Origin of the sequence: Gordonibacter massiliensis (ex Traore et al. 2017) (assembly GCF_019731765.1) — a bacterium.
GTDB classification, from domain to species: Bacteria; Actinomycetota; Coriobacteriia; order Coriobacteriales; family Eggerthellaceae; genus Gordonibacter; species Gordonibacter massiliensis.
The window spans coordinates 1-20,891 of the sequence record NZ_JAASIO010000003.1 but is presented as its reverse complement, the minus strand read 5'-3'; the positions used below and the strand labels follow the sequence as shown (position 1 = coordinate 20,891).

At 64.9% G+C, this 20,891-nt stretch carries 23 protein-coding genes and 2 tRNA genes; 19 read left to right on the top strand and 6 right to left on the bottom strand.

Annotated elements, in window-relative coordinates; all coding sequences use genetic code 11:
• Positions 1-46 precede the first annotated feature (46 nt).
• Positions 47-475, bottom strand: a complete 429-nt coding sequence (locus tag HCH03_RS05290; protein WP_221688653.1) for a DUF2510 domain-containing protein — start codon at positions 473-475, stop codon at positions 47-49.
• Positions 476-595: 120 nt separating this feature from the next.
• Entirely contained in the window at positions 596-1,078 is a 483-nt protein-coding gene (locus tag HCH03_RS05285; protein ID WP_221688652.1) for a helix-turn-helix domain-containing protein, read from the bottom strand.
• Positions 1,079-1,250: 172 nt separating this feature from the next.
• Here HCH03_RS05285 and HCH03_RS05280 point away from each other — a divergent pair, with 172 nt between their 5' ends.
• Together HCH03_RS05280 and HCH03_RS05275 are read left to right on the top strand one after the other, a co-directional pair.
• Positions 1,251-2,132: a putative manganese transporter gene (locus HCH03_RS05280; RefSeq protein ID WP_221688651.1), complete on the top strand. Its 882-nt coding sequence runs from the start codon at positions 1,251-1,253 to the stop codon at positions 2,130-2,132.
• Positions 2,133-2,495: 363 nt separating this feature from the next.
• Positions 2,496-3,098 (top strand): HD domain-containing protein, encoded by a 603-nt coding sequence (locus HCH03_RS05275; RefSeq protein WP_221688650.1) that lies wholly within the window; start codon positions 2,496-2,498, stop codon positions 3,096-3,098.
• Between the two features lie 277 nt (positions 3,099-3,375).
• On the opposite strand, the gene HCH03_RS05270 is transcribed toward HCH03_RS05275, so the two are convergent.
• Both HCH03_RS05270 and HCH03_RS05265 read right to left on the bottom strand, forming a co-directional pair.
• Positions 3,376-4,647, bottom strand: coding sequence for an MFS transporter (locus HCH03_RS05270; RefSeq protein WP_221688649.1), 1,272 nt, complete (start codon positions 4,645-4,647; stop codon positions 3,376-3,378).
• 1 nt (position 4,648) lies between these two features.
• On the bottom strand, positions 4,649-5,107 hold the full coding sequence (locus tag HCH03_RS05265) for a universal stress protein (protein WP_221688648.1): 459 nt from the start codon (positions 5,105-5,107) through the stop codon (positions 4,649-4,651).
• A 424-nt stretch (positions 5,108-5,531) separates the two neighbouring features.
• Between HCH03_RS05265 and HCH03_RS05260 the strand changes: the two genes are divergently transcribed.
• The 13 genes from HCH03_RS05260 (at position 5,532) to HCH03_RS05200 (ending at position 11,982) form a co-directional block, all read left to right on the top strand.
• Positions 5,532-5,607, top strand: a tRNA-Lys gene (locus tag HCH03_RS05260).
• A gap of 65 nt (positions 5,608-5,672) precedes the next feature.
• Positions 5,673-5,746 (top strand) — tRNA-Gln (locus HCH03_RS05255).
• 238 nt (positions 5,747-5,984) lie between these two features.
• Positions 5,985-6,203, top strand: coding sequence for a translation initiation factor IF-1 (gene infA, locus HCH03_RS05250; RefSeq protein WP_009306918.1), 219 nt, complete (start codon positions 5,985-5,987; stop codon positions 6,201-6,203).
• 183 nt (positions 6,204-6,386) lie between these two features.
• Positions 6,387-6,500 carry a 50S ribosomal protein L36 gene (gene rpmJ, locus HCH03_RS05245; RefSeq protein WP_006363204.1) on the top strand — a complete coding sequence of 38 codons (114 nt, stop codon included), beginning with the start codon at positions 6,387-6,389 and terminating at the stop codon, positions 6,498-6,500.
• An 18-nt stretch (positions 6,501-6,518) separates the two neighbouring features.
• Positions 6,519-6,887 carry a 30S ribosomal protein S13 gene (rpsM, locus tag HCH03_RS05240; RefSeq protein ID WP_080143796.1) on the top strand — a complete coding sequence of 123 codons (369 nt, stop codon included), beginning with the start codon at positions 6,519-6,521 and terminating at the stop codon, positions 6,885-6,887.
• A 10-nt stretch (positions 6,888-6,897) separates the two neighbouring features.
• On the top strand, positions 6,898-7,296 hold the full coding sequence (rpsK, locus tag HCH03_RS05235; protein WP_041239256.1) for a 30S ribosomal protein S11: 399 nt from the start codon (positions 6,898-6,900) through the stop codon (positions 7,294-7,296).
• Positions 7,297-7,315: 19 nt separating this feature from the next.
• Positions 7,316-7,942 carry a 30S ribosomal protein S4 gene (rpsD, locus tag HCH03_RS05230; protein ID WP_080143795.1) on the top strand — a complete coding sequence of 209 codons (627 nt, stop codon included), beginning with the start codon at positions 7,316-7,318 and terminating at the stop codon, positions 7,940-7,942.
• A gap of 29 nt (positions 7,943-7,971) precedes the next feature.
• Entirely contained in the window at positions 7,972-8,922 is a 951-nt protein-coding gene (locus HCH03_RS05225; protein WP_114600062.1) for a DNA-directed RNA polymerase subunit alpha, read from the top strand.
• A 13-nt stretch (positions 8,923-8,935) separates the two neighbouring features.
• Complete coding sequence (gene rplQ, locus HCH03_RS16715) at positions 8,936-9,571, top strand: 50S ribosomal protein L17 (RefSeq protein ID WP_221688647.1); 636 nt, start codon at positions 8,936-8,938, stop codon at positions 9,569-9,571.
• Positions 9,572-9,782: 211 nt separating this feature from the next.
• Complete coding sequence (locus tag HCH03_RS05215) at positions 9,783-10,121, top strand: hypothetical protein (protein WP_221688646.1); 339 nt, start codon at positions 9,783-9,785, stop codon at positions 10,119-10,121.
• Between the two features lie 130 nt (positions 10,122-10,251).
• Entirely contained in the window at positions 10,252-10,503 is a 252-nt protein-coding gene (locus tag HCH03_RS05210; protein WP_080143791.1) for a BAG1 BAG family molecular chaperone regulator 1, read from the top strand.
• A gap of 160 nt (positions 10,504-10,663) precedes the next feature.
• Positions 10,664-11,029, top strand: coding sequence for a hypothetical protein (locus HCH03_RS05205; protein WP_080143790.1), 366 nt, complete (start codon positions 10,664-10,666; stop codon positions 11,027-11,029).
• A 161-nt stretch (positions 11,030-11,190) separates the two neighbouring features.
• Complete coding sequence (locus tag HCH03_RS05200) at positions 11,191-11,982, top strand: energy-coupling factor transporter transmembrane component T family protein (protein ID WP_438821622.1); 792 nt, start codon at positions 11,191-11,193, stop codon at positions 11,980-11,982.
• Between the two features lie 195 nt (positions 11,983-12,177).
• Here HCH03_RS05200 and HCH03_RS05195 read toward each other — a convergent pair whose 3' ends face one another.
• Positions 12,178-13,914 (bottom strand): FAD-dependent oxidoreductase, encoded by a 1,737-nt coding sequence (locus tag HCH03_RS05195; protein ID WP_221688644.1) that lies wholly within the window; start codon positions 13,912-13,914, stop codon positions 12,178-12,180.
• Positions 13,915-14,115: 201 nt separating this feature from the next.
• Between HCH03_RS05195 and HCH03_RS05190 the strand changes: the two genes are divergently transcribed.
• Together HCH03_RS05190 and eno are read left to right on the top strand one after the other, a co-directional pair.
• Entirely contained in the window at positions 14,116-15,723 is a 1,608-nt protein-coding gene (locus tag HCH03_RS05190) for a response regulator transcription factor (RefSeq protein ID WP_221688643.1), read from the top strand.
• 879 nt (positions 15,724-16,602) lie between these two features.
• On the top strand, positions 16,603-17,895 hold the full coding sequence (gene eno / locus HCH03_RS05185) for a phosphopyruvate hydratase (protein WP_080143782.1): 1,293 nt from the start codon (positions 16,603-16,605) through the stop codon (positions 17,893-17,895).
• Between the two features lie 55 nt (positions 17,896-17,950).
• Here eno and HCH03_RS05180 read toward each other — a convergent pair whose 3' ends face one another.
• Positions 17,951-18,502: a gamma carbonic anhydrase family protein gene (locus HCH03_RS05180; protein ID WP_221688642.1), complete on the bottom strand. Its 552-nt coding sequence runs from the start codon at positions 18,500-18,502 to the stop codon at positions 17,951-17,953.
• 245 nt (positions 18,503-18,747) lie between these two features.
• On the opposite strand from HCH03_RS05180, the gene HCH03_RS05175 reads away from it, so the two are divergent.
• Together HCH03_RS05175 and HCH03_RS05170 are read left to right on the top strand one after the other, a co-directional pair.
• Positions 18,748-20,004 carry a molybdopterin molybdotransferase MoeA gene (locus tag HCH03_RS05175; RefSeq protein ID WP_221688641.1) on the top strand — a complete coding sequence of 419 codons (1,257 nt, stop codon included), beginning with the start codon at positions 18,748-18,750 and terminating at the stop codon, positions 20,002-20,004.
• A 251-nt stretch (positions 20,005-20,255) separates the two neighbouring features.
• Complete coding sequence (locus tag HCH03_RS05170) at positions 20,256-20,738, top strand: MogA/MoaB family molybdenum cofactor biosynthesis protein (RefSeq protein ID WP_221688640.1); 483 nt, start codon at positions 20,256-20,258, stop codon at positions 20,736-20,738.
• The last annotated feature ends 153 nt before the right edge of the window (positions 20,739-20,891 follow it).

Here is a 20,891-nt window from a genome sequence, read left to right as displayed (position 1 = left end):
GCGATCACGAAGGCACGGGCGCGCGAGCTGGCGCAAGCCTTGCGTTCTATGCGTCTTTCTTCGAGATGAGCAGCAGGATGCCGCCCACGATGGTCACGAACAGGAGCGTGCACACGCCGAACGCCGTGGTGTTGGGCTTGGTGCCCTTGTAGATGCCCCAGCAGTGAACCGTCATGGGGATCATCCATGCGAGCGGGATGATCAGCCAGCACGTCGTCACGGTGGACACGATGCAGAAGATGAACGCGATCAGCCTCAAGGTGGCGTCGTTTCCGTTGTCCACGACCTGCGCCGGGGGATAGTAGGCCTGGCCGCCCGCAGGTTGCGCATAGCCCGGATTGCCGTATCCGGCTCCCTGGTTGGCTTGCTGTGGCACGTCGGTGAAATCGTCGGTCCACTGCAAGCCGTTCCAGTACCGAAGCTTCGTGGGGTTTCCCGCCGGATCCGGATACCATCCGGCTTGCTGATTCGTCATGCCGCCTCCGTATGCGATTGAGGATATTGATACTCGGCCAGTATAACCGAAAACCCGGAACGGCACGTTTCAGCTTGATTGCTCGATCTGAGCGTCTCTGTCGAATGGACTCCTTGCGCGCTAGAGGGTTGGCGGATGGGTCAGCTCCCGTATCGTCACGAACACGCCCACCAGCACCATGACGATGGAGATCCCCTCCATGAAGCCGCCGAAGAAGTCCATGACGTCGCTGATGGTGGGCTCGACGAGGGTCCTGCCGATGGAGATGAGCGCGATGCCCAGCACGATAACGAGTATGCCTATGAGCAGCCGTTTCTCGTGCTGCACTTGCTCCACGGTCGCCAGGGCGCGGCGCAGGGCGTCGTCGGAGGCGCGCCGTTCTTGCTCCTGCTCGATGGGCCTTCCGCTCAGCAGCTCGTTGAACGTGACGTCCAGGGCTTCGCACAAAGGCTCCATGAGCGAGCAATCGGGAAGGCAGCGGCCCGTCTCCCACTTCGACACCGCCTTGCCCGACACGCCCAGCTCGGCGGCCAGCTGCTCCTGCGTTACGCCGCGTTCTTTGCGTTTGGCTGCGATGAACCGGCCTGTCGTTCGTGCGTCCATGCACGTGCTCCTTTCGTTCGGAACGATCATACGTAATCGGGCAAGGAACTTCCACCTACCGTAGGTAGAAAACGGTAGAGCGGTGGGCCGGCCGCAGGGCAGACGTTGGGAAAAGGTGACCGTTTAACGACGCGGTGACTACGGGCGTTGCGTTGGACTACAATACCAACCCATGGAAGCATTCTTCGACATAGCGGTGGACGTTCTGGTGGACGCCACCAAAGACACGCTCTACCTTATCCCGTTTCTGTTCGTCACGTATCTGGTTATGGAGTGGCTTGAGCACAAGACGGGTGACAAGGCCGAGGCGGCCATCCAGCGCGCGGGCGCGGCCGGGCCGTTCATCGGCGCCCTCGTGGGCGTGGTGCCGCAGTGCGGGTTCTCGGCTGCCGCGGCGACGCTCTGGGCCGGGCGCGTCATCACGCTGGGCACGCTGTTCGCGGTGTTCCTGTCCACGTCGGACGAGATGCTGCCCATCTTCATCGCCGAGCAGGTGCCGCTCGACGTCATCCTGAAGATCCTCGGGGCCAAGATCATCATCGGCATGGTCATGGGCTTCGTCGTGGATGCCGCCTTGCGCGTCGCGCGGCGCATCGACTCGCCGCTGCACATCCACGACCTGTGCGAGCACGACCACTGCCACTGCCACGACGGCGAGGGCGGCATCCTGAAGAGCGCCGTCAAGCACACGTTGCAGGTCACGGTGTTCGTGTTCGCCATCACGCTCGTGCTGAACGCCGTGCTGGCCGTGGTGGGCGAGGAGGCGCTCGGCGAGTTCCTCACCGCAAACCCCGCGCTTTCGGTGTTGGGCTCGGCGCTGGTCGGACTCGTGCCGAACTGCGCGGCCAGCGTCGTCATCGCCCAGCTGTACGTGGACGGCATCCTAGGATCGGGTGCCATGCTCGCCGGCTTGCTCGTGTCGGCCGGCGTGGGCCTGCTCGTGCTCTTCCGCGCGAACCGCCATCCAGGTCAGAACGTGCTGGTGGTGGTACTGCTGTACGCGACCGGCGTGACGTGGGGCTTCATCGTGAATGCGCTCGGGATAGTGTTCTAGGCGGATGGAGTCGGGCCAAAGCTGGTCAAAAGCAGCAGAATGGGAGTGCGAGGGGGACGACGCGCTTTTTTGTGCAAGCTTATGATCTGGTGTTATCGAACATAACACCAGATCATAATGTGAAAAGTGAAACGCACGAAAATGACCGCTATGCTGCGTTCTCGGGCCAGAACCGGTTCCGATTGCCATCCTGAGCGGAGGCGGCGAAGCCGTCGGAGCCGAAGGGTCCGCATGGCGCCAACGGGAACCGTCGCAGGAGGTGGGCAGCCCCGAAGGTGGCCGCTGTGTTGCTGGGCCAGGCTCCTCGCTTGTCCCGTGGTTTTGCGATAGCATAGGGAAAGACCGTCGAGGATAGGAGATTCTATGGCGAAACTGGAAGCCGGCATCGCGCGCGAGGACGCGTTTGCGCTGCTGCAGGAGCACAACAAGGACCCGTTCCACATCGAGCACGCCGAGACGGTGGAGCAGACCATGCGCTACTTCGCGCGCGAGTACGACCCCGAGAACGAGGAGTTCTGGGGCATCGTGGGCCTGCTGCACGACCTGGACTGGGAAGAGCACGATGACGAGCCCGAGCTGCACACCATCTACGCGGCCAAGGACATCGAGGCCGCCGGCGGCTCGCCCGAGCTCATCCGCGCCATCCAGAGCCACACGTCGGACTTCAACCCCGAGTTGCCCAAGCCCGAGCTGCAGATGGAGAAGATCCTGTTCGCCACCGAAGAGCTCACGGGCCTCATCGGCGCCGCCATCGTCATGCGCCCCAGCAAGAGCGTCATGGACTTCGAGGTGAAGTCGCTCAAGAAGAAGTTCAAGGACAAGCGCTTCGCCGCCGGCGTCAGCCGCGACGTCATCCGCTCCGGCGCCGAGATGCTGGGCTGGGAACTGGACGAGCTGTTCGCCCGCACCATCGAGGCCATGCAGTCCTTCGCTCCGGACAAAGACACGTTCGTTCCCGCCGAATAGCCCGCGCTGGGTTGGCAACAGGGTTTTCCGCCGACTCGTAGGGGCGGGGCTTGCCCCGCCCGACGCGGAGGTTCGCCACGATCGAAACCATGCGGCGAGCGCACCGAGGATTCCAAAACTCCCCGCTGCGCTCGTCGCATGCCCGTTTTGCAGGGGGTTCGCGCGGTGGGGCTGCATCAAACGTGCCGCTTTGCTTGTCCCGTAAAGCAAGGGCAGAGCCCTTGCCCTACGGGGCGGCAGCGGAGGGCGCGCGTTTGACGGCTTTTGGTACAGCCGTCTACGATTCGTCCTGGGCGCGCAGCGTTTGCCGCATGCGACCCTTACGGCGGCTAACTACCAGGTAGATTGCCAGTGCCGCAATAGCCACGGTGGACATGGCCTCGAACAGCCCGCGGTATCCGAACAGGGGCTGCACCAGCCCCAGAAGGAGCGGTCCCACGCCCACGCCCACGTCCAGCAGGATGTAGAACGTGGAGTTCGCCAGGCTCAGCCGGTCGTCGGGGGCGATGCGCACGGCCAGCGCCAGTCCGCTCGCCTGCACCGTGCCCACGCCGAAGCCCAAAAGCGCCGCGGCCACGAGCATGGCCGCAGGTCGATGGACGGTGGCCAGAAGCCCCATCCCCACGATGAACGCGATGAAGGCCGGCACCATGACCACGCGGTCGCCCTTGCGATCGAACAGCTTGCCCGTGAAGGGCCGCGTGACGAACGTGGCCACGGCGTACACCACGAAGAAGAAGCTGGCCGGCGCCTCAAGCCCGCTTTCCGCAGCGAACGGAGTGAGGAATGCGAGCAGGCTGGAATAACAGAAGAACAGAAGCGCGCACACGCCGCTGATGGGCAGCACGCTGGATTCGAGGTAGTTCGCCATGTTGAAGCGCGGCACGCGGAAGCCGCCTGCGCGTTCGTCGCGCTCTTCGCGTGCGATCTCGTCGGCTGCTTCGTTGATCTGGGCGTCGCTTTCCTGGGCGGCTTCGGGGACTTTCAGCTGGGCAGCGGCCAGCAGGGACAGAGCCGCAACGGCCGCCGTGGTGACGAACAGCACGAAGAAACCGGTGGTCTGCGTGAGAAACATGCCCAGAAAAGGCCCGATGGCGGCGCCCAGCGTGACAGAGAGCATGTAATAGCCCACGCCCTCGCCCTTGCGGCTGTCGGGCACGAGCGCCGTTACGATGGTGCCGATGGTGGTGGAGCACATGCCGTAGGCGAAGCCGTGCAGCAGGCGGATGAGGAACAGCGGGGCGAAGCCCAGCCCAGCCAGGTAGAGCGCCGAGAACACCACCTCGCCGATCGCGCCGATCACGAGCAACCGCTTGCGCCCCACCTTGTCCATGATGCGCCCGCTCACGAGGCGTGCCGCGAGCGCGCCGATGATGAAGATGCTCGCGGCCAACCCGGCCGTGGCGGCGGGGGCGTCGTAGGTTTTCATGGCGTAGTCGGCCACCACGACCATGAGGCCGTAGTAGTTCACCATGAGCAGGAAGTTCACGGCCGTGCCGAGCGTGAAGTCCTTCGTCCAGAGCTTCGCCCGTTGCGCTGCGGCGGACATGCTAGCGGGCCTCCCGCTCGGTCGTCGCGTCCGCGCTTCCCGCTTCAGGCGCGTCCTTGGCGATGAGCACGGCCACCGGCGAGCCTTGCACCACGGCGTAGCTCACGCTGCCCAGATACCCCTTCACGCCGCCATTGCCGCGGCTGCCCATGACGATGAGGTCGCAGCCTTCGTCTTCGGCGCACTTCAGCAGCAGGTCGGCAGGGGAGGTGCCTTTCAGCAGGTGCGCATGCGCCTTGTTCGGCACGCGCTCGGCCAGCTGCTGCAGGCCGGCGTGCACGCGGTTCGCCTCTTCGATGAGCGGGCCCTCGGCTCCCGTTCCTAGGGCGAACAGCTTCATGACGTGGGCGAACACGAGCTCGATACGCTCATCTTGGGCGCCGATGGACTGCGCGAGGTCGAGGGCTTTCGCAGAGGGGGCGGATCCGTCGTAGGCGACGAGCACTTTCGAGCACCACATGGCTATCACGGCCTTTCGGGAAGGCGGCTTGCGAGCGGCTGCGCTGGGCCGTTCGGAGGAGCCGGCGGGGAACTTACGCATACTCTACGATTGTAGTACGACCTGCGTGACAGGGGCGTTACGGCTCCATATCAACCGAAAAGGAACTGCGTCAAAAGCGCCGCTTTCGCTTGTCTTGTAGGGCAAGGGCTCTGCCCTTGCCGCCCGACAGGAATTGTTTTCGCAGGTTGACGGCAAGGGCAGAGCCCTTGCCCTACAAGGCGGCCGCGAAGAGGCGCGCTCGACGACCCTTATACTGCCTCATGCCCGCGCGGCTCGACCGCGGCATTCCAAGGAGCGTGCACGTTGCCGCGCATGTTGCCAACATTTTCATTGACCGCCCTTGCCGCCCCGGCTAAAATGAGTACTTGCGCATTGCGGACGTGGGCCGTTAGCTCAGCTGGTAGAGCAGGGGACTTTTAATCCCAAGGTCGCGGGTTCGACTCCCTCACGGCCCACCATTTCAATGTCCGTGCGCACGGCGCCCATCCGGGCGCGCCGCGCTGCAAGCGCCTCCGTTTGAAACTGGGCCATCGTCCAACGGCAGGACTCTGGTTTTTGGTACCAGCTATCCAGGTTCGAATCCTGGTGGCCCAGCCAGTTTCGGACGCTGCACGACCTAAGCCGACAAGGCGGCTGCGCTTCGCGCGAATACCTGGCGGTCCCGTTTCTTCGGCGAGGACCGCGCGGCATCGAACCGCACGCCTGGCAAGCAGGTGACTTCGAACCAGCGGGTTTGTTGGTGTTGTGCGCCCGTTTATTTTTCTTGCCCTCTGCTCCCATCTTTTGGTATCATCTATGGTTGCTGTTTAGTGACGATTTGCTTGAAGGAGCACTTTTGACCAAAGAAGATGTTATCGAGCTCGAGGGGACCGTCCTCGAAGCGTTGCCGAACGCTATGTTTAGGGTGGAGCTCGAAAACGGCCACAAGATATTGGCCCATATTTCCGGCAAGATGCGTATGCACTATATCAAGATCCTCCCGGGGGACAAGGTGACGGTGGAGCTGTCCGTTTACGACCTGAACCGCGGGCGCATCACCTACCGCTTCAAGTAAGCATGCGATTTTGCGCAACCTGTGAACCAGGTGTGCGCATTTTGTGTGTCAGCAGCGCGAAACGCGTTGCGCGAACGGCTCCGCACAAGCACGATCAAGCACGAACGACAAGCAAGAAAACAACCGCCTGCGGCTGGGCGTATGTATAGACCTGAGCAACACATAAACCGAAAGGAAATGATTATGAAGGTACGTCCTTCGGTCAAGAAAATGTGCGACAAATGCAAGATCATCCGACGCCACGGCAAGGTGCTCGTCATCTGCGAGAACCCGCGCCACAAGCAGCGTCAGGGCTAGGAAAGAGGAGAATCATCTATGGCTCGTCTTGTTGGTGTCGACCTTCCTCGCGACAAGCGCGTTGAAATCGGCTTGACCTACATCTACGGCATCGGTCTGACCACCTCCAAAAAGATCCTCGCCGACACCGGCGTCGATCCCGACGTCCGCGTCAAGGACCTCACGGAGGACGATCTGACGAAGCTGCGCGATTACATCCAGGAGAACATCAAGGTGGAGGGCGACCTGCACCGCGAGGTTTCCCAGAACGTGAAGCGCCTCATGGAGATCGGTTGCTATCGTGGCCTGCGCCATCGTCGCGGCCTGCCCGTTCGCGGACAGCGCACGCACACGAACGCGCGTACCCGCAAGGGTCCTCGTAAGCAAATCGGCGGAAAGAAGAAGTGAGGTAGCTTAAGTGGCAGCAAAGAAAAACGTGCGCACGCGCATCAAGCGTTCCGAGCGTAAGAACATCGCCGTGGGCGCCGCGCACATCAAGTCTACGTTCAACAACACCATTGTGAGCATCACCGATCCCCAGGGCAATGTGATCTCCTGGCAGTCCGCCGGCACGGTTGGCTTCAAGGGCTCCCGCAAGTCCACGCCGTTCGCCGCGCAGATGGCCGCCGAGGCCGCCGCGAAAACGGCTATGGAGCATGGCCTCCGCAAGGTGGCGGTGTTCGTCAAGGGCCCGGGTTCGGGTCGCGAGACGGCTATCCGCTCGCTGCAGGCCGCCGGTCTGGAAGTTTCCAGCATTCAGGATTGCACACCCATTCCGCACAACGGTTGCCGTCCGCGCAAGCGTCGTCGCGTGTAACTGAAAGGATCGAAGTATTATGGCTCGTTATACTGGAGCGGACTGCCGTTTGTGCCGTCGTGAAGGTGCGAAGCTCTTCCTGAAGGGCGACCGCTGCTACACGGACAAGTGCGCAATCGAGCGCCGCAACTACGCGCCGGGCGAAGCCGGCAAGAAGCGCGTGAAAGAAAGCGAATACCGTCTGCAGCTGCGCGAGAAGCAGAAGACCAAGCGCATCTACGGCATCCTCGAGAAGCAGTTCCATCACTACTATGAGATCGCCGGCCGCCAGCAGGGCGTCACGGGCGAGAACCTGCTGCGCATCCTCGAGAGCCGTCTGGACAACGTCGTGTACCGTCTCGGTTTCGCGAAGTCTCGCGCCGAGGCTCGTCAGCAGGTGCGTCACGGTCACATCACCGTGAACGGCCGCCGCGTGGACATCCCGTCGTTCCGCGTGAAGGCGGGCGACCTGGTTGCCGTGGCCCCCAAGGCCAAGGACCTGCTGGTCATCAAGAGCGCGCTCATCTCCAACGAGCGCGTGCAGGTGCCGGCGTGGCTCGAGGTCGATATCGAGAAACTGCAGGGCAGCGTGCTTGCTCTTCCGCAACGCGATCAAATCGATTTGGACATTCGCGAACAGCTCATCGTCGAACTTTACTCGAAATAATCGCGGCATAGTAAGGAGGCTTACACAACATGACAGAGTTCATGAGGCCTACGGTAACAACGGAAGAAGTCAACGACACTGTCGCGCGTTTCGTCGTGGAACCGCTCGAGCGTGGCTACGGCTACACGCTGGGCAACTGCATGCGCCGCGTGCTGCTCTCGTCGCTTGACGGTGCGAAAGCAACCGCCATCCAGATCGAGGGCGTGCAACATGAGTTCACCACGGCCGAGGGCGTCATCGAGGACATCACCGATATCGTGCTGAACGTGAAGGGCCTCGTGTTCTCCGCGCTCAACGAGGATATCGAAGAGGCCACGGCCCACGTGTCCGCCGAGGGCCCCTGCACGGTGACGGGCGCCGACCTGGACATCCCAACCGAGTTCACGCTGGTGAACCCGGAGCACGTCATCGCCACGGTCGCCGACGGCGGCCAGCTGGACATGACGATCCGTATCGGGGTGGGCCGCGGCTACGTGTCCGCGGAGCGCAACAAGCGCACCGAGGATCCCATCGGCGTCATCCACGTTGACTCGTTGTTCTCGCCGGTCCGCCGGTGCACGCTCAACGTCACCGACACCCGTGTGGGTCAGCGCACCGACTACGACAAGCTCGTGCTGGAGGTTGAGACCGACGGTTCCATCGCGCCTTCCGAGGCCGTGTGCCGAGCCGCCAACATCATCAACCAGTACATGGGGGCGTTTTTGGGCCTGTCCGACATCGTGGACGAGGAGGAAGGCGAGGTTCCTTCCATCTTCGCTCCCGAGGGGCAGGAGTCCAATGCCGAGCTGGACAAGCAGATCGAGGACCTGGACCTTTCCGTCCGTTCCTACAACTGCCTGAAGCGCGCCGGCATCCATTCCGTCCGCCAGCTCGTCGAGTTCTCCGAAAACGACTTGCTGAACATTAGGAACTTTGGTGCGAAGTCCATCGAGGAAGTGAAGGACAAGCTCATTTCCATGGACCTCAATTTGAAGCTTTAGGAGATACGAGATCATGAGACACTACAAGAAGGGGCGCAAGCTGGGCACCGACACCAGCCACACCAAGGCCATGAAGAAGAGCCTGGTGTGCGCGCTGCTGGCGAACGACCGCATCAAGACCGTCGAGTCGCGCGCCAAGGAGATCCGTCCCGACGTTGACAAGATCATCACGTGGGCGAAGCGCGGCGACCTGCATTCCCGTCGTCTCGCCATCGCGGCGCTGGGCGACAAGGAGCTCGTGCGCGAGGTGTTCGAGAAGGTCGCGCAGGGCATGTTCCAGGATCGCCAGGGCGGCTACACCCGCATCATGAAGCTGGGTCCCCGCAAGGGCGACGACGCCCCCATGGTTATCATGGAGATGGTGACCGAGCCCGTGAAGGCGAAGAAGGAAGAGGCCAAGCCCGCGGCCAAGAAGGCTGCGAAGAAGGCCGCTCCGAAGAAGGTCGAGAAGACCGAGGAGCCCGAGGCTCAGGCCGAGGAGAAGGCTCCCGAGGCCGTTGATGCTCCCGCCGAGGAAGCCAAGGCCGAAGCCGTCGAGGCCAAAGCCGAGGAGGCTGCCGTCGAGGCCGCCGACAAGGCCGAGGAAGCCGCCGCCGAGAACGCGGAAGCTGCCGAGGCCGAGGCTGCGGAGAAGGAGAAGGCCGAATAGCCCTTCTCTGGACCGCATAAACGCACTGCATCGAGCGGGGACCTTCGGGTCCCCGTTTTGCGTTCCCCCTCGGTTGCTCGACCTGCCATCAACGCGTCAAGAATGCGTTTTCTCCCAGTTGCACATCCCCTTCGCATGCTGGTCTACCATAGGGTGAAACAGGGCGCTCTCTGCCCGCTCACCGCAATCCGCAGCAAGGAAAGAGGCTCGTATGGAAGATCGTGAACCCGCAGACGGGAAGCCCGCGTCTGACGACAAGATGAACGTGGCATGGCACATGAAGGACATGGCCGGCGACGTGCGGCAACATTCGATGGAGGCGTTCGGTGAGATGGGAGGCCATGCCAAGGATATGACTGGCGAGCTGCAGCGCCACGCGCAGGACGCGTTCGGCGACGTGGGCGACCACGTGCAGGGGATGGCCGGCGAGGTGGCGCGCCATTCCCAGGAGGCGGCCGGAGAAGTGTACCGCGAGGTGCCCGTGCTCATCGAGCACGTGCGCGAGACGATGGTCAACCTGTTCGGCGACGCGCGCGACAACAAAGGGTGAGATAGGCCCGAGCCAACTGTTGCGCGACCGTCAGCGTGCGGAAACCGGCCTGGGGAGAGCCGGCGGCTACAATAGATTCGATAGCAAGCCCTTCCCAGCAGGTGGAAGTACAAACGAAAGGAGCCGGACTATGGCTGAAACCACGACGAAGGAAGACGTCCGCATCGACGCGGACGAGGCGGCCGAGCTGAACCGCGAGGCGGCGGACGACCTCGAGCGCATCGAGCGCGACGTGAAGCGCGAGGCCGAGGAGTACGTCGAAGCCGTCGACGGAGACGGTTGCGAAAAAGAGTCCGTGGAGGCCGCCGCCACCGCGTTCGACTTCGAGAAGGCGGAAGGCGACACGGAGCGGATAGCCACCGAATCGTCAGAGCGCCTTTAAGGGGCCCTGTCGAGCTGCAAGGACCGTTTGGCCACATCAGACGGCGCATCGGTTCTCGTGGCCGAACCGTTGAGGCCCTGTTTTCGCGCGGAAGCCGGCAGGCTGAGCCGCGCCTCTAGAATGAGAGCGAATCCGCAAACCCCCTTTGAAAGGAGCAGGCATGGTCGATCAGGCTTACAAGACGGGCGACGCCTCCGTCGATATGAAGAACGGCGCCAAGGACATGGCTCACGACGTGAAGAACAACGTGAAGGACGCGTTCCACGAGGCGAAGGCCGGCGTGAACGAGCGCCGCGCCGAGGATGCCGCCGCCGACCGCGAGCACCAGGTGGCCCAGCAGACGGGCAGCACCGATGCCGCCATGCGCGCCCAGCAGCACGAGGATCGCAAGGACCAGAAGTCCGAGGGCTTCATGGATTCCGTGAAGGAGTCGCTCGGGAAAGCCGGCGAGGCCATCAAGGAAGCGGCGGTGGACGCGAAGGACAACATCAAGCAAGGTGCCGAGAACATCAGGGAAGGCAGGTAGTCCCCGGCGGTCGGAGCTGAGTTTCCGGCTGCTCGCCTTGTCACCCTGTTCGAAAGCCCGCAGCATCGCGCTGCGGGCTTTTCCGTTATACTGCCAGCATGCGAATCGACGTCAGTTCCTATATCCCCGGATCATCGCCCGTTCACGCATGCGACGCGCGCGTGAAGATCGTGCTGCTCGCCGCGTACTCGGTCACGCTGTTCCTCGTGGGCACCTGGACGGGGCTCGCGCTGTGCGCCCTCGTATTCGTCGCAGTGGCGGCATTGTCGGGAGTTCCCGTCCGCCGGTTCTTCGCGCTTCTCGTTCCCGTGTACGTTATCGCGGGGTTCGCGGTGCTGTTCAACGGCTTCGCGCTTGATGTGTCGCAGGCCGCTCCGGGCGCGGTGCCCACCGTTCTGGGCGACTCGTTTCCGGGTGCGTTCGCCTCGCTGCCGCCCGTCGCCCTTGCCGGGTCGTTCGGTTTCGTTCCCGCCGGCTTCGCGCGCGGGTGCTTCTTCGCCGCGCGCATCGTGTTGTTGGTGGTGGCCAGCCTCGTGGTCACGTACACCACCACGTCCACGGCGCTCACCGACGCGCTCGCCGACTTTCTGCGCCCGCTGCGCCGCCTGCGCGTGCCGGTGGACGATATTGCTATGGTGTTTTCGCTGGCGCTGCGCTTCATTCCCGTGACGGCCGAGGAATTCGGGCGCGTGCACGACGCTCAGCAGGCGCGCGGCGCGGCGTTCGCCGAGGGCAGCCTGTGGCAGCGCCTGCGCGCGTGGCAGACCGTGCTCATCCCGCTATTCGTAGGGCTGTTCCGTCGCGCCGACGCGCTGGCCGCCGCCATGGACGCCCGCTGCTACGGCGCCGAGGCGGGCCGCACTTCTTTGCGCGACCGCCGACTCACCGGCGGCAGCGTCGCCGTGCTGGTGGTGGGACTTGCGGCGTGCGTTGCGATCGTCTGGTTTCTGTAGCAGCAAGAGGAATCTCGCTGCTCGCGGTTGCTCCGTAGGGGCATTTCTCCACGCAAGAGGGAGCCGCAGCCTAAGCCGGCACACCTGTGCGCGAAAGGCCCGGACGCAGGGAGGGAGTGAGCGTCCGGGCCGAAGGGCGCCGCGGGATAGGCGCCGTGAGGCGGCCGCCCGGGCGGGCGGCCGTGGATCGATGCGCTACTTCTCGGCGCCGGCCAGGTAGCGGCCGGTCACATAGCCGAACGTGAGGCACGTGCCGCCCAGGTTGTGGCCGGGGAAGTGCGTGGAGTAGCAGTTGTTGTACATGTCGCCCACCGTGGAGCCCAGGCAGTACAGGCCCTCGATGACCTCGTCGTCGGCGTTCATGACCTGCAGGTGCTCGTTGCAGCGGATGCCGCCGGTGGTGGAGAGGAACCAGGGAGTGCACTCGATGCCGTAGAACGGTCCCTTCTTGATGGGCAGCAGCAGCTCCTTCCGCTTGCCGAACTCCTCGTCCACGCCCGTCTCGCAGTAGCCGTTGTAGGCGGCGATGGTCTTGAGCGCCTCGTCCTTCGGCAGGCCCAGCTTCTCGACCAGCTCTTCCACGGTGTCGGCCTTGATCATCTTCACCGGGATGTCGCCCGAGCCGTTCATGTTGATGGTGCCGGGGCCGTCGACGACCGTCTGCCAGTAGGCGCGCACGTCGTCGGGCGTGTCGAACACCTTCGGGCCGTCCACGTAGCGGTGGTTCTGCCACTGAGGCTCGTTGGCGTAGTCGTCGTCCCAGATGGCGAACGCGTGGTTGCCCTTCTGGTGCATGAGCGCCAGCCCGCCGTGCGAGATGACGTTGTCCTCGTTGTCGTAACGGCGGCCGTCCTCGTTCACCATGAGGCCCTGGAACGCGCGCACCTGGCGCGTGATGGAGCGCCACTGGAAGCAGAAGATCATGGGCGCGGGCGTCTCGCTCTTGTCCACCGCGGCGCCGGCCCAGTACGCCATCTTGTGGCCCGAGCCGTTCCAGATGCCGCCGAACTCGGTCTGATGGGCCGCCCAGGGGATGAACTTCTCCAGCATGTCCTTGTCTTGGCCGAAGTCGCCCGTGGCGATGACCACGCCGTTCTTGCCGTTGAAGCGCACGTAGCCGTCCTTGCCCTTCGCCACGACGCCCACCACTTTGTCGCCGTCTTTCACGAGCTGCTGCGCCTCGGTCTCGTAGCGCAGGTCCACGCCGGCCTTCTCGCAGTACAGCGCCATGTTCGCGCACACGTCCTGCTGCGGGTTGTCGTCGGGGCCCTTGCCGTTCGGGCCGTCGAGGAACTCGTGCGTGCCGGGGAACTCGCCGTTGATGTTCTCGGGGTCCTCGTACCAGTGCTCCATGACGGGCGTGAGGTCGTCGCCGCCCACGGAGCTGGCCGTGGTCATGCGGTCGATGAGCCAGTCCATGGCCTCTCCGGAGCGGTTGAAGTGCAGCATCCACTTGCGGCCGTCCACGCGGTAGGAGTGGTAGCCCATCATGCGCTTGTAGCGCTGCGCCACCTCCTCCACGGAGCACTCGTAGCCCTTCTCCTTCGTGAGCTTCGAGTTCATGGCGTAGATGGACCCGCCGCGGCCGATGACGTGGTCCATGCGCTCCAGCACGACCACGTTCGCGCCTTCCTCCGCCGCTGCGAGCGCGCAGCACAGGCCCGAGAAGCCCGCGCCGATGACGACCACGTCGGCGTCCACCGTTTCCTTGATGTCGCTCTCGGCGATGGGGTCGGGCGCGGTCTCGAAGTCGTAGGCGCCGGCGCCTTTGCTGCTGGAGGCCGACGTGCCCGCCTTGCCCTCCTTCGGTTGCGCCGCGCAGCCGGCGAGCGCGCCCACGCCCGTGACGGCGGCCGCGCTCACGGCGCCCGTGGCGAGCGCCCCCTTGAGGAAGCTGCGTCGATCCATGCTCAGTCGTTTCTCGTTCTCCATGGGATACCCCTTCCCTCCTGCGAGGAGCCCTTCGGTTCCTCCTGGTGCCCGGTGCCCTCCGCACCGTGGCGTTGCCCGCACTCTAGCATGCGCGGCCGGCGTTCCTCTTCGCCCATCGCAGGGAAAAAGCCGAATCGCGCGTTTTCACCCTGCGGGGTGAGGCGCGACGCGGTATGCTTATGCGCGGGAAGGGGAGGGCCCATGAAGGAAAGCCACGTTCGTCATCTGTTCAACGAGCCGGGTGACCGCCAGCGCGTGCGCGCGGGGCTCGGCCATGCCGCGGCCGGGCACGCGCGCATCGCGCTGGCCATGGCATGTTATATGGTTTGGCTGATCGCCTGTTGCACGGGGCCGGCTGTCGAGCTAGGAGCGGTGGCGTCGGGCCCAGGCGGCTCGGCGGTGCTCGTGCCGGCGTGGATGGGGCCGCTCGTTTGCATGGCGCTGGCGAGCACGGTCATAGCCGTGTGGTTCAAGAAAACGCGGAAGGTGCCCAGCGCGCCCTCGTGGACCGTGGCGTTGGCCTCGCTCATGACGCTGGCCTCCGCCCTGCATCTGGTATGGGCGCTCGACACCGGGCTGCCCCCGGCGGCACGAGGCGCGCTCTATGCGTTGTCGAGCTTGGTCATGGGCGTTGGCTGCGCGCTGTTTCGCGTGGAGGTCGATCGCGTGTTCGGCTGGATCGGCACGCAGCAGACGCTGTACCAGGGCATGATGGCCACGGTGGCCGCCGCCGTTGCGCTCGTTGCGCTGGCGCTGGCGGGCCAGGCGACCGGTGCGGGCGACGCCCCCCTGCTCACGATATCGCTCGTGCTGCCGTTCGCCTCTGCCGCGCTGTTGCGCGCGGTGGTGGGCGATTTTCCAAAGGCGCGCTACTTCGGTCACGGGCGCGACGTGCCGCTGCCGTTTCCTGCGAAGTTCGTGGCCACGTCGTGCGTGCAGGGCGTGGCGGCTGGCGTGCTGTTCGCGGGGGTGTTCGCGCTCGGTGGCGCAGGCGCGGGCGACGTGGCTGGGGCCATGGGGGCGGCTGGCGCCGAAGTTGCCGCGTGGCCGGCTTCGCTTGGAGGCACCGTGCTGCGTTCCGTGGCGCAGCTTGCGGCCGTGGGGCTGCTGTTCGGCACGCTGGTGTTCCTGCGGCTCGACTTCAACCGGCTGGTGTACAAGGTGGCGTTCCCGTTCGTGGCCGTCGGCTTCGTGCTGCTCGCGCTGCTGCCCGATGCGACCGTGGTGGGCGATGTGGTGCTGGCGGCCGGATTCTGCTACCTCGATTTGGTGCTGTGGAGTTTGGGAGCCTGCCTGATGAAGAACATGGGGCTGCCGGCCACCTGGATCGCCAGCTGCCCAGGCGCCGCGCTGTTCTTCGGGGTAGTGGCGGGAGGCGGCGTCGCCTTGGCCTTTTTGAACGGCGAGCCTTCGCCCGATGCCCCGCTGCTCGCCAGCTGCGTGGCGTGCTTCGCACTGGCGGCCGCTCTGTTCCTGTCGAGCGGCAGCAACCTCAAGTACGGTTGGGGCACCGTGCGCCCCGGCGAGAGCAGCCTGGCCGCGGGCGATTTGGCGGGCGTGGTGAAGTTCGTGGCCACGGAGCGCGAGGTCACGCAGCGCGAGAGCGAGGTCATGCTGCTGCTGGCGCAGGGCAAGTCGCGCCGCGCCGTATGCGAGGCGCTGTCCGTGTCGCCCGACACGGTGAAGACGCACGTGCGCAGCATCTACCGCAAGCTCGCCGTGCACTCGCAGCAAGAGCTTATAGACTGCCTGGCCCGCGAGCGCGAAGACCTGGCCGCCGACGGCTCCGAGCAACCGTTGGAAGCGTGAGGGCGGCCTGTCGTCGCTTCGCGTCCGCGCTCCGCTGTACTGGCAGCTCGGCGAAACGCATCGTCGCGATCATCGCGTCCATCGTGTCGAAAACTCTGCGGGGCGATCCCTCGAGCATCCAGCGCACAATCCGTCCGATAGAAGTAAAACCTGCGGCGAGTGCATCAAGCCTGTCCAGATGCGGTGGCAAGTCGCGTCCATTCTGCACGGAAATCGCCGCAATGTTGCATCTGAAAAACCGACAAAGGCAATTGTGAAAACGTGATCTGCGCAAACGAATGCCTTTCGCAGATAGTGCGGCGCATGAAGGCCCGAGTCGAGGGAAAAATGCAACATTCCGACAACTTCCGTGCAGAATAGACGAGTGCGAGATCGCTCCGCGTCCTTGACCCTCTCACGGTGTCGGCCTGTATGCTCCCGTCAAGCGCTGTTGCAGGAGCGGCTGCCGTACCTCGAAAGGAACACCATCCACGGGAAACGTTTTTTCGCGCATCCCGTCGGCGTCGTGAGCGGGGGAGGGGAAGAGGGAGATGTCCTGCCTCGACGCCCAGGAAGGCACGTCGCTCCTCGATCTCAAGCCCCACACCCCAGCGTCGACCATGTCGAGCGCCCGCGGTTTCCCGTCTGGTGCGCCCGCTGGTCCGAAAGCATAAAACCTCCGGCGACTTCGACTGGGCCGGGGAGTTCAGGTTCTAGTCCCGCCGCACGCCTTCGACAACCCCGGCGGTTCGCGTCCTCGCTCGTTACCGTTCGTCGCCGGGGTTGTGGGAAACGCTCGCAGAATGCGGGAGCGCGCTTCCGACGTGCTATGATTGCCAGTGATGTGCGACTTCGGCGGAACGGTCCGGCGGAGCGGAATGAAATCACGAGGAGGCATTCATGAGCGTCATCATCGATGTGTTCGGTCGCGAGATTCTCGATTCGCGCGGCAACCCGACCGTGGAAGTGGAGGTCGTGCTCGAGGACGGGGCGTTCGGCCGCGCTGCCGTGCCGTCGGGGGCGTCGACGGGCGCGTTCGAGGCCGTGGAGCTGCGCGATTGCGACAAGGGCCGCTACCTTGGCAAGGGCACGCTCGACGCGGTGGCTCACGTGAACGAGGAGATCGCCGACGCGCTCGTGGGCATGGAGGCCGACGATCAGCGCACCATCGACGACATCATGCTCGAGCTGGACGGCACCGACAACAAGGGTGCCTTGGGCGCGAACGCCATCTTGGGTGCGTCGCTGGCCTGCGCGAAGGCCGCGGCCGAATCCGCCGAGCTGCCGCTCTACAAGTACGTGGGCGGCACGAACGCGCACCTGCTGCCCACGCCCATGATGAACATCCTGAACGGCGGCGTGCATGCCGACAACAACGTGGACTTCCAGGAGTTCATGATCATGCCGGTGGGCGCCGACTCGTTCGCCGAGGCGCTGCGCTGGTGCGCCGAGATCTACCACACGCTGAAGAAGGTGCTGCATGACGCGGGCCTCGGCGGCGGCGTGGGCGACGAGGGCGGCTTCGCCCCCAACTTCAAGACGAACGAGGAGCCGCTCGAGTACGTGACGAAGGCGTGCGAGGCCGCCGGTTACAAGCCCGGCACGGACATCATGTTCGCCATGGACCCGGCTTCCACCGAGTTCTACGATGCCGACAAGCAGAAGTACGTGCTGGCGGGCGAGGGCCGCGAGCTGACCAGCGCCGAGATGGTGGACTACTGGGAAGCGCTCGTGAACAAGTACCCCATCATCTCCCTTGAGGACGGCATGGCCGAGGAGGATTGGGACGGTTGGAAAGAGCTGACCGACCGCATCGGCGACCGCGTGCAGCTGGTGGGCGACGACCTGTTCGTCACCAACTCCAAGCGCCTGGCCAAGGGTATCGAGATGGGTTGCGCGAACGCCATCCTCATCAAGGTGAACCAGATCGGCAGCCTCACCGAGACGCTCGAGGCCATCGAGATGGCGAAGCAGGCCGGCTACGCCTGTGTCATGAGCCACCGTTCCGGCGAGACCGAGGACACCACGATCGCCGACCTTTCCGTGGCCGTGAACACGGGCCAGATCAAGACGGGCGCGCCCTGCCGCTCCGACCGCGTGGCGAAGTACAACCAGCTGCTGCGTATCGAGGAGGAGTTGGACACCGCCGCCCAGTACGCCGGCATGAACGCCTTTTACAATATCAACCGTTAAGCGCACGCTTGCCAGTTGACACGCGCGGCCCCGCTTCGGTGGGGCCGCGTCGCGTCTAGGCTTCCCTTTCGTCCTTTTCAGGATGCGCCAGCAGACCCTCGCGCAGCATGTCGGCGCTCACGCGCACGTACTCGTCGGCGGCGTGCCCGCACAGGCGTGCTATCTCCTCGTCGGACAGCGCGCGTTTCACGCGTGCCGGCATGCCCATGATAAGGCTTCCATCGGGGAACTCCTTGCCCTCCGACACGAGCGCTCCGGCCGCGATCACGCAGTTGGCACCCACCTTCGCCCCGTTCATGACGATGGCGCCCATGCCTACGAGCGTGTTCGGCCCGATCTCGCAGCCGTGCACGATGGCGCCGTGGCCCACGGTGCAGCGGTCGTGGATGACGGCGGGGTGGTCGATGTCCACGTGCACCACCGCGTTCTCCTGGACGTTCACCTCGTTTCCGATGACCACGGGCGCGTCGTCGGCGCGAATTTGGGCACCGGCCAGCACGCAGGAGTCGCGACCGATGGTCACGTCGCCCACGATGCCGGCGGCAGGGGACAGGCGCGCGGTGGGATGGGCCTTCACGTTGCGATAGAGAGAGGGTTCTGCGGTCATGCGCGTTCCTTTCGGCCGAGCGTGCGTTTCGCCTTCACATTATAGGGCACGGGGCAACGTCGGCCGCTTTTGCGGGGAAGCGTCCGTTCGCATGCGGCTCGCTTTCGGTTCTACCCAACTCAGGCACCCTCTCTATACTTTCAGCGCTATAATGAACGACATGGGTATATCAGGCGCGTCGCGCGCTTTCGTTGCCGAAAACGGCAAGCAGGATGCGCGGCGCGCCTTTCACGGAAGGGGAATCGATGAAGGAAATGATCTCGCTCGAAGAGGCGCGCGAGCTCGTGCTCGCGAACGTGGAGCCGCTGCCCGTGGAGACGGTGCCGGTGCTGGAGGCCGTGGGCCGCGTGGCGGCGTGCCCGCTGAAAAGCGACATCGACATAGCGCCGTTCGCGCACTCGGCTATGGACGGGTTCGCGGTGCGCGCTGCCGAACTGGCCGGCGCGAGCTCCGAAGCGCCGGTTGAGATGGACGTTATCGCCGAGGTGGCGGCAGGCGACGTGTACGAGGGTTCCATCGAAGCCGGCCAGTGCGTGCGCATCATGACCGGCGCACCGCTGCCCGACGACGCCGATGCCGTGGTGAAGTACGAGATCGTGGACGTGGTAACGGGCGACGGCAAGCCCGGCAGCCGCGTGGCGTTCACCGCTCCCGTGAAGGAGCGCAACAACGTGCGCGAAGCGGGCGAAGAGGCCAAGGCCGGCGAGGTCGTGGTGGAGGCCGGCGAGGTCATCGGCTCGGCCGGCGTCGGGTTCCTGGCGGGCTGCGGCGTGGTGGAGGTGCCCACGCATCGCCGTCCCCGCGTGGCCGTAATCTCCATCGGCAGCGAGCTGGTGGATCCCACCGAGGTTCCCATGCCCGGCAAGATCCGCAACTCGAACAGCTACGCGCTGGCCGCGTGCGCGCAGGCCGCCGGCGCCGCGCCTATCATCCTGCCCATCGTGGAGGATACGCAGGAGGCCCTGGCGGCCGCCGTGTCCGCCGCCGTGGACGAGTACGACTTCGTGGTGACGAGCGGCGGCGCCTCCAACGGCGACTTCGACTTTATCAAGCCGGTGGTGAACGAGCTGGGCGAGCTGCTCATGACCACGGTGAACATGCGTCCCGGCAAGGCCCAGACGTTCGGCGTCGTGCGCGGCAAGCCCGTGTTCGGCCTGCCCGGCAATCCCGCTGCGGCCTACGTGGGCTTCGAGATGATCATCCGGCCTGCGCTGCGCAAGATGCAGGGTTACCGTCACTTCGAGCGTCCCCGCGTCACGGCGAAGCTGTCGCGCGACGTGAAGAAGAACGACCCGCGCCGCATCTTCCTGCGCTCCACGCTGTACAAGGACGATGCGGGCGAGTACGTGGTGGCGCCGGCTAAGAACCAGAGCTCGGGGCTGTTCGGCGTCATCCAGCGCAGCAACTGCATGGCCATCATGCCCGAAGGGCTGGAGTCCCGCACGGCCGGCTCGCTCATCGAGTGCGTGCTGCTGGATGTTTCCGAGGAAGTGAGCCTGTAGGTTCCGCCGTTCTGCCGAACGGCGGAACGGCTCGACGCTGCGAAGGGCTGTGGCACGCCGCCTTCGCGCGATCCCGGAAGCTCGCGTTCGTTCTGCCCGGCTCTGCCGTGCAGAACGCGCCCGCTCGGGCGCATAGACAGGGAGCGAACAAGCCAGAGGGCTTGTTCGCCACCTCCGTGATCCCGCGAATTCGACGCACCACAGCCCTTCTCGCTGACTCACTAACGCCAACCTGCGAGAAAGGAACGATCATGTCCGAACAAGCTTTGACCTTCGCCATCATCACGTGCTCTGACACGCGCAGCATGAAGGAGGACACGGCGGGCGCGGCGCTCGAGGCGCTCATCGCCGAGAACGGATGGACGTGCGCGAGCCACGTGGTGGTGAAGGACGAGCGCGCCGACATCGCGGCGGCGATCGTGCATGCTTGCGACACGCTGGAAGCCGACATCGTGCTCACCTGCGGCGGCAGCGGCCTGTCGCTGCGCGACGTGACGCCCGAGGCCACGCAGGACGTGTGCGAGCGCAACGTGCCCGGCATAGCCGAGGCCATGCGCGCCCACTCGCTGGCCATCACGCCCTTCGCCATGCTGTCGCGCGCCCTGTGCATGCAGCGCGGCCGCCACATCGTCATCAACCTGCCCGGCAGCGAGAAAGCCGCCCGCGAGAACTGGGACGGCATCGTAGCCGCGCTGCCCCACGCCGCCAAGATGATGGCCGGCGGGGGGCACTAGGGGTTCCGCGGGCCTACGGCCCGCGGAACCTGCCGACGCTGCGGCCCGCCCTCGCACCCGACCTCGCGGCGATCCTGCGGACTCGCGTACCGAAGTACGCGTCGCCCGCGCGATCCCCACGATCTCGGGCACGAGGGCGGGCCTCGCTGACTT

What these genes read in the sequence shown, in the direction of transcription:
- HCH03_RS05195 (WP_221688644.1), bottom strand. Translation starts at nt 13,914, where the DNA reads ATGGAGAACGAGAAACGACTGAGCATGGATCGACGCAGCTTCCTCAAG.
- eno (WP_080143782.1), top strand. Translation starts at nt 16,603, where the DNA reads ATGAGCGTCATCATCGATGTGTTCGGTCGCGAGATTCTCGATTCGCGC.
- HCH03_RS05190 (WP_221688643.1), top strand. Translation starts at nt 14,116, where the DNA reads ATGAAGGAAAGCCACGTTCGTCATCTGTTCAACGAGCCGGGTGACCGC.
- HCH03_RS05290 (WP_221688653.1), bottom strand. Translation starts at nt 475, where the DNA reads ATGACGAATCAGCAAGCCGGATGGTATCCGGATCCGGCGGGAAACCCC.
- HCH03_RS05175 (WP_221688641.1), top strand. Translation starts at nt 18,748, where the DNA reads ATGAAGGAAATGATCTCGCTCGAAGAGGCGCGCGAGCTCGTGCTCGCG.
- rpmJ (WP_006363204.1), top strand. Translation starts at nt 6,387, where the DNA reads ATGAAGGTACGTCCTTCGGTCAAGAAAATGTGCGACAAATGCAAGATC.
- HCH03_RS05180 (WP_221688642.1), bottom strand. Translation starts at nt 18,502, where the DNA reads ATGACCGCAGAACCCTCTCTCTATCGCAACGTGAAGGCCCATCCCACC.
- HCH03_RS05275 (WP_221688650.1), top strand. Translation starts at nt 2,496, where the DNA reads ATGGCGAAACTGGAAGCCGGCATCGCGCGCGAGGACGCGTTTGCGCTG.
- HCH03_RS05215 (WP_221688646.1), top strand. Translation starts at nt 9,783, where the DNA reads ATGGAAGATCGTGAACCCGCAGACGGGAAGCCCGCGTCTGACGACAAG.
- rpsM (WP_080143796.1), top strand. Translation starts at nt 6,519, where the DNA reads ATGGCTCGTCTTGTTGGTGTCGACCTTCCTCGCGACAAGCGCGTTGAA.
- HCH03_RS05270 (WP_221688649.1), bottom strand. Translation starts at nt 4,647, where the DNA reads ATGTCCGCCGCAGCGCAACGGGCGAAGCTCTGGACGAAGGACTTCACG.
- HCH03_RS05210 (WP_080143791.1), top strand. Translation starts at nt 10,252, where the DNA reads ATGGCTGAAACCACGACGAAGGAAGACGTCCGCATCGACGCGGACGAG.
- HCH03_RS05205 (WP_080143790.1), top strand. Translation starts at nt 10,664, where the DNA reads ATGGTCGATCAGGCTTACAAGACGGGCGACGCCTCCGTCGATATGAAG.
- rpsD (WP_080143795.1), top strand. Translation starts at nt 7,316, where the DNA reads ATGGCTCGTTATACTGGAGCGGACTGCCGTTTGTGCCGTCGTGAAGGT.
- HCH03_RS05280 (WP_221688651.1), top strand. Translation starts at nt 1,251, where the DNA reads ATGGAAGCATTCTTCGACATAGCGGTGGACGTTCTGGTGGACGCCACC.
- HCH03_RS05265 (WP_221688648.1), bottom strand. Translation starts at nt 5,107, where the DNA reads ATGTGGTGCTCGAAAGTGCTCGTCGCCTACGACGGATCCGCCCCCTCT.
- HCH03_RS05225 (WP_114600062.1), top strand. Translation starts at nt 7,972, where the DNA reads ATGACAGAGTTCATGAGGCCTACGGTAACAACGGAAGAAGTCAACGAC.
- HCH03_RS05170 (WP_221688640.1), top strand. Translation starts at nt 20,256, where the DNA reads ATGTCCGAACAAGCTTTGACCTTCGCCATCATCACGTGCTCTGACACG.
- rplQ (WP_221688647.1), top strand. Translation starts at nt 8,936, where the DNA reads ATGAGACACTACAAGAAGGGGCGCAAGCTGGGCACCGACACCAGCCAC.
- HCH03_RS05285 (WP_221688652.1), bottom strand. Translation starts at nt 1,078, where the DNA reads ATGGACGCACGAACGACAGGCCGGTTCATCGCAGCCAAACGCAAAGAA.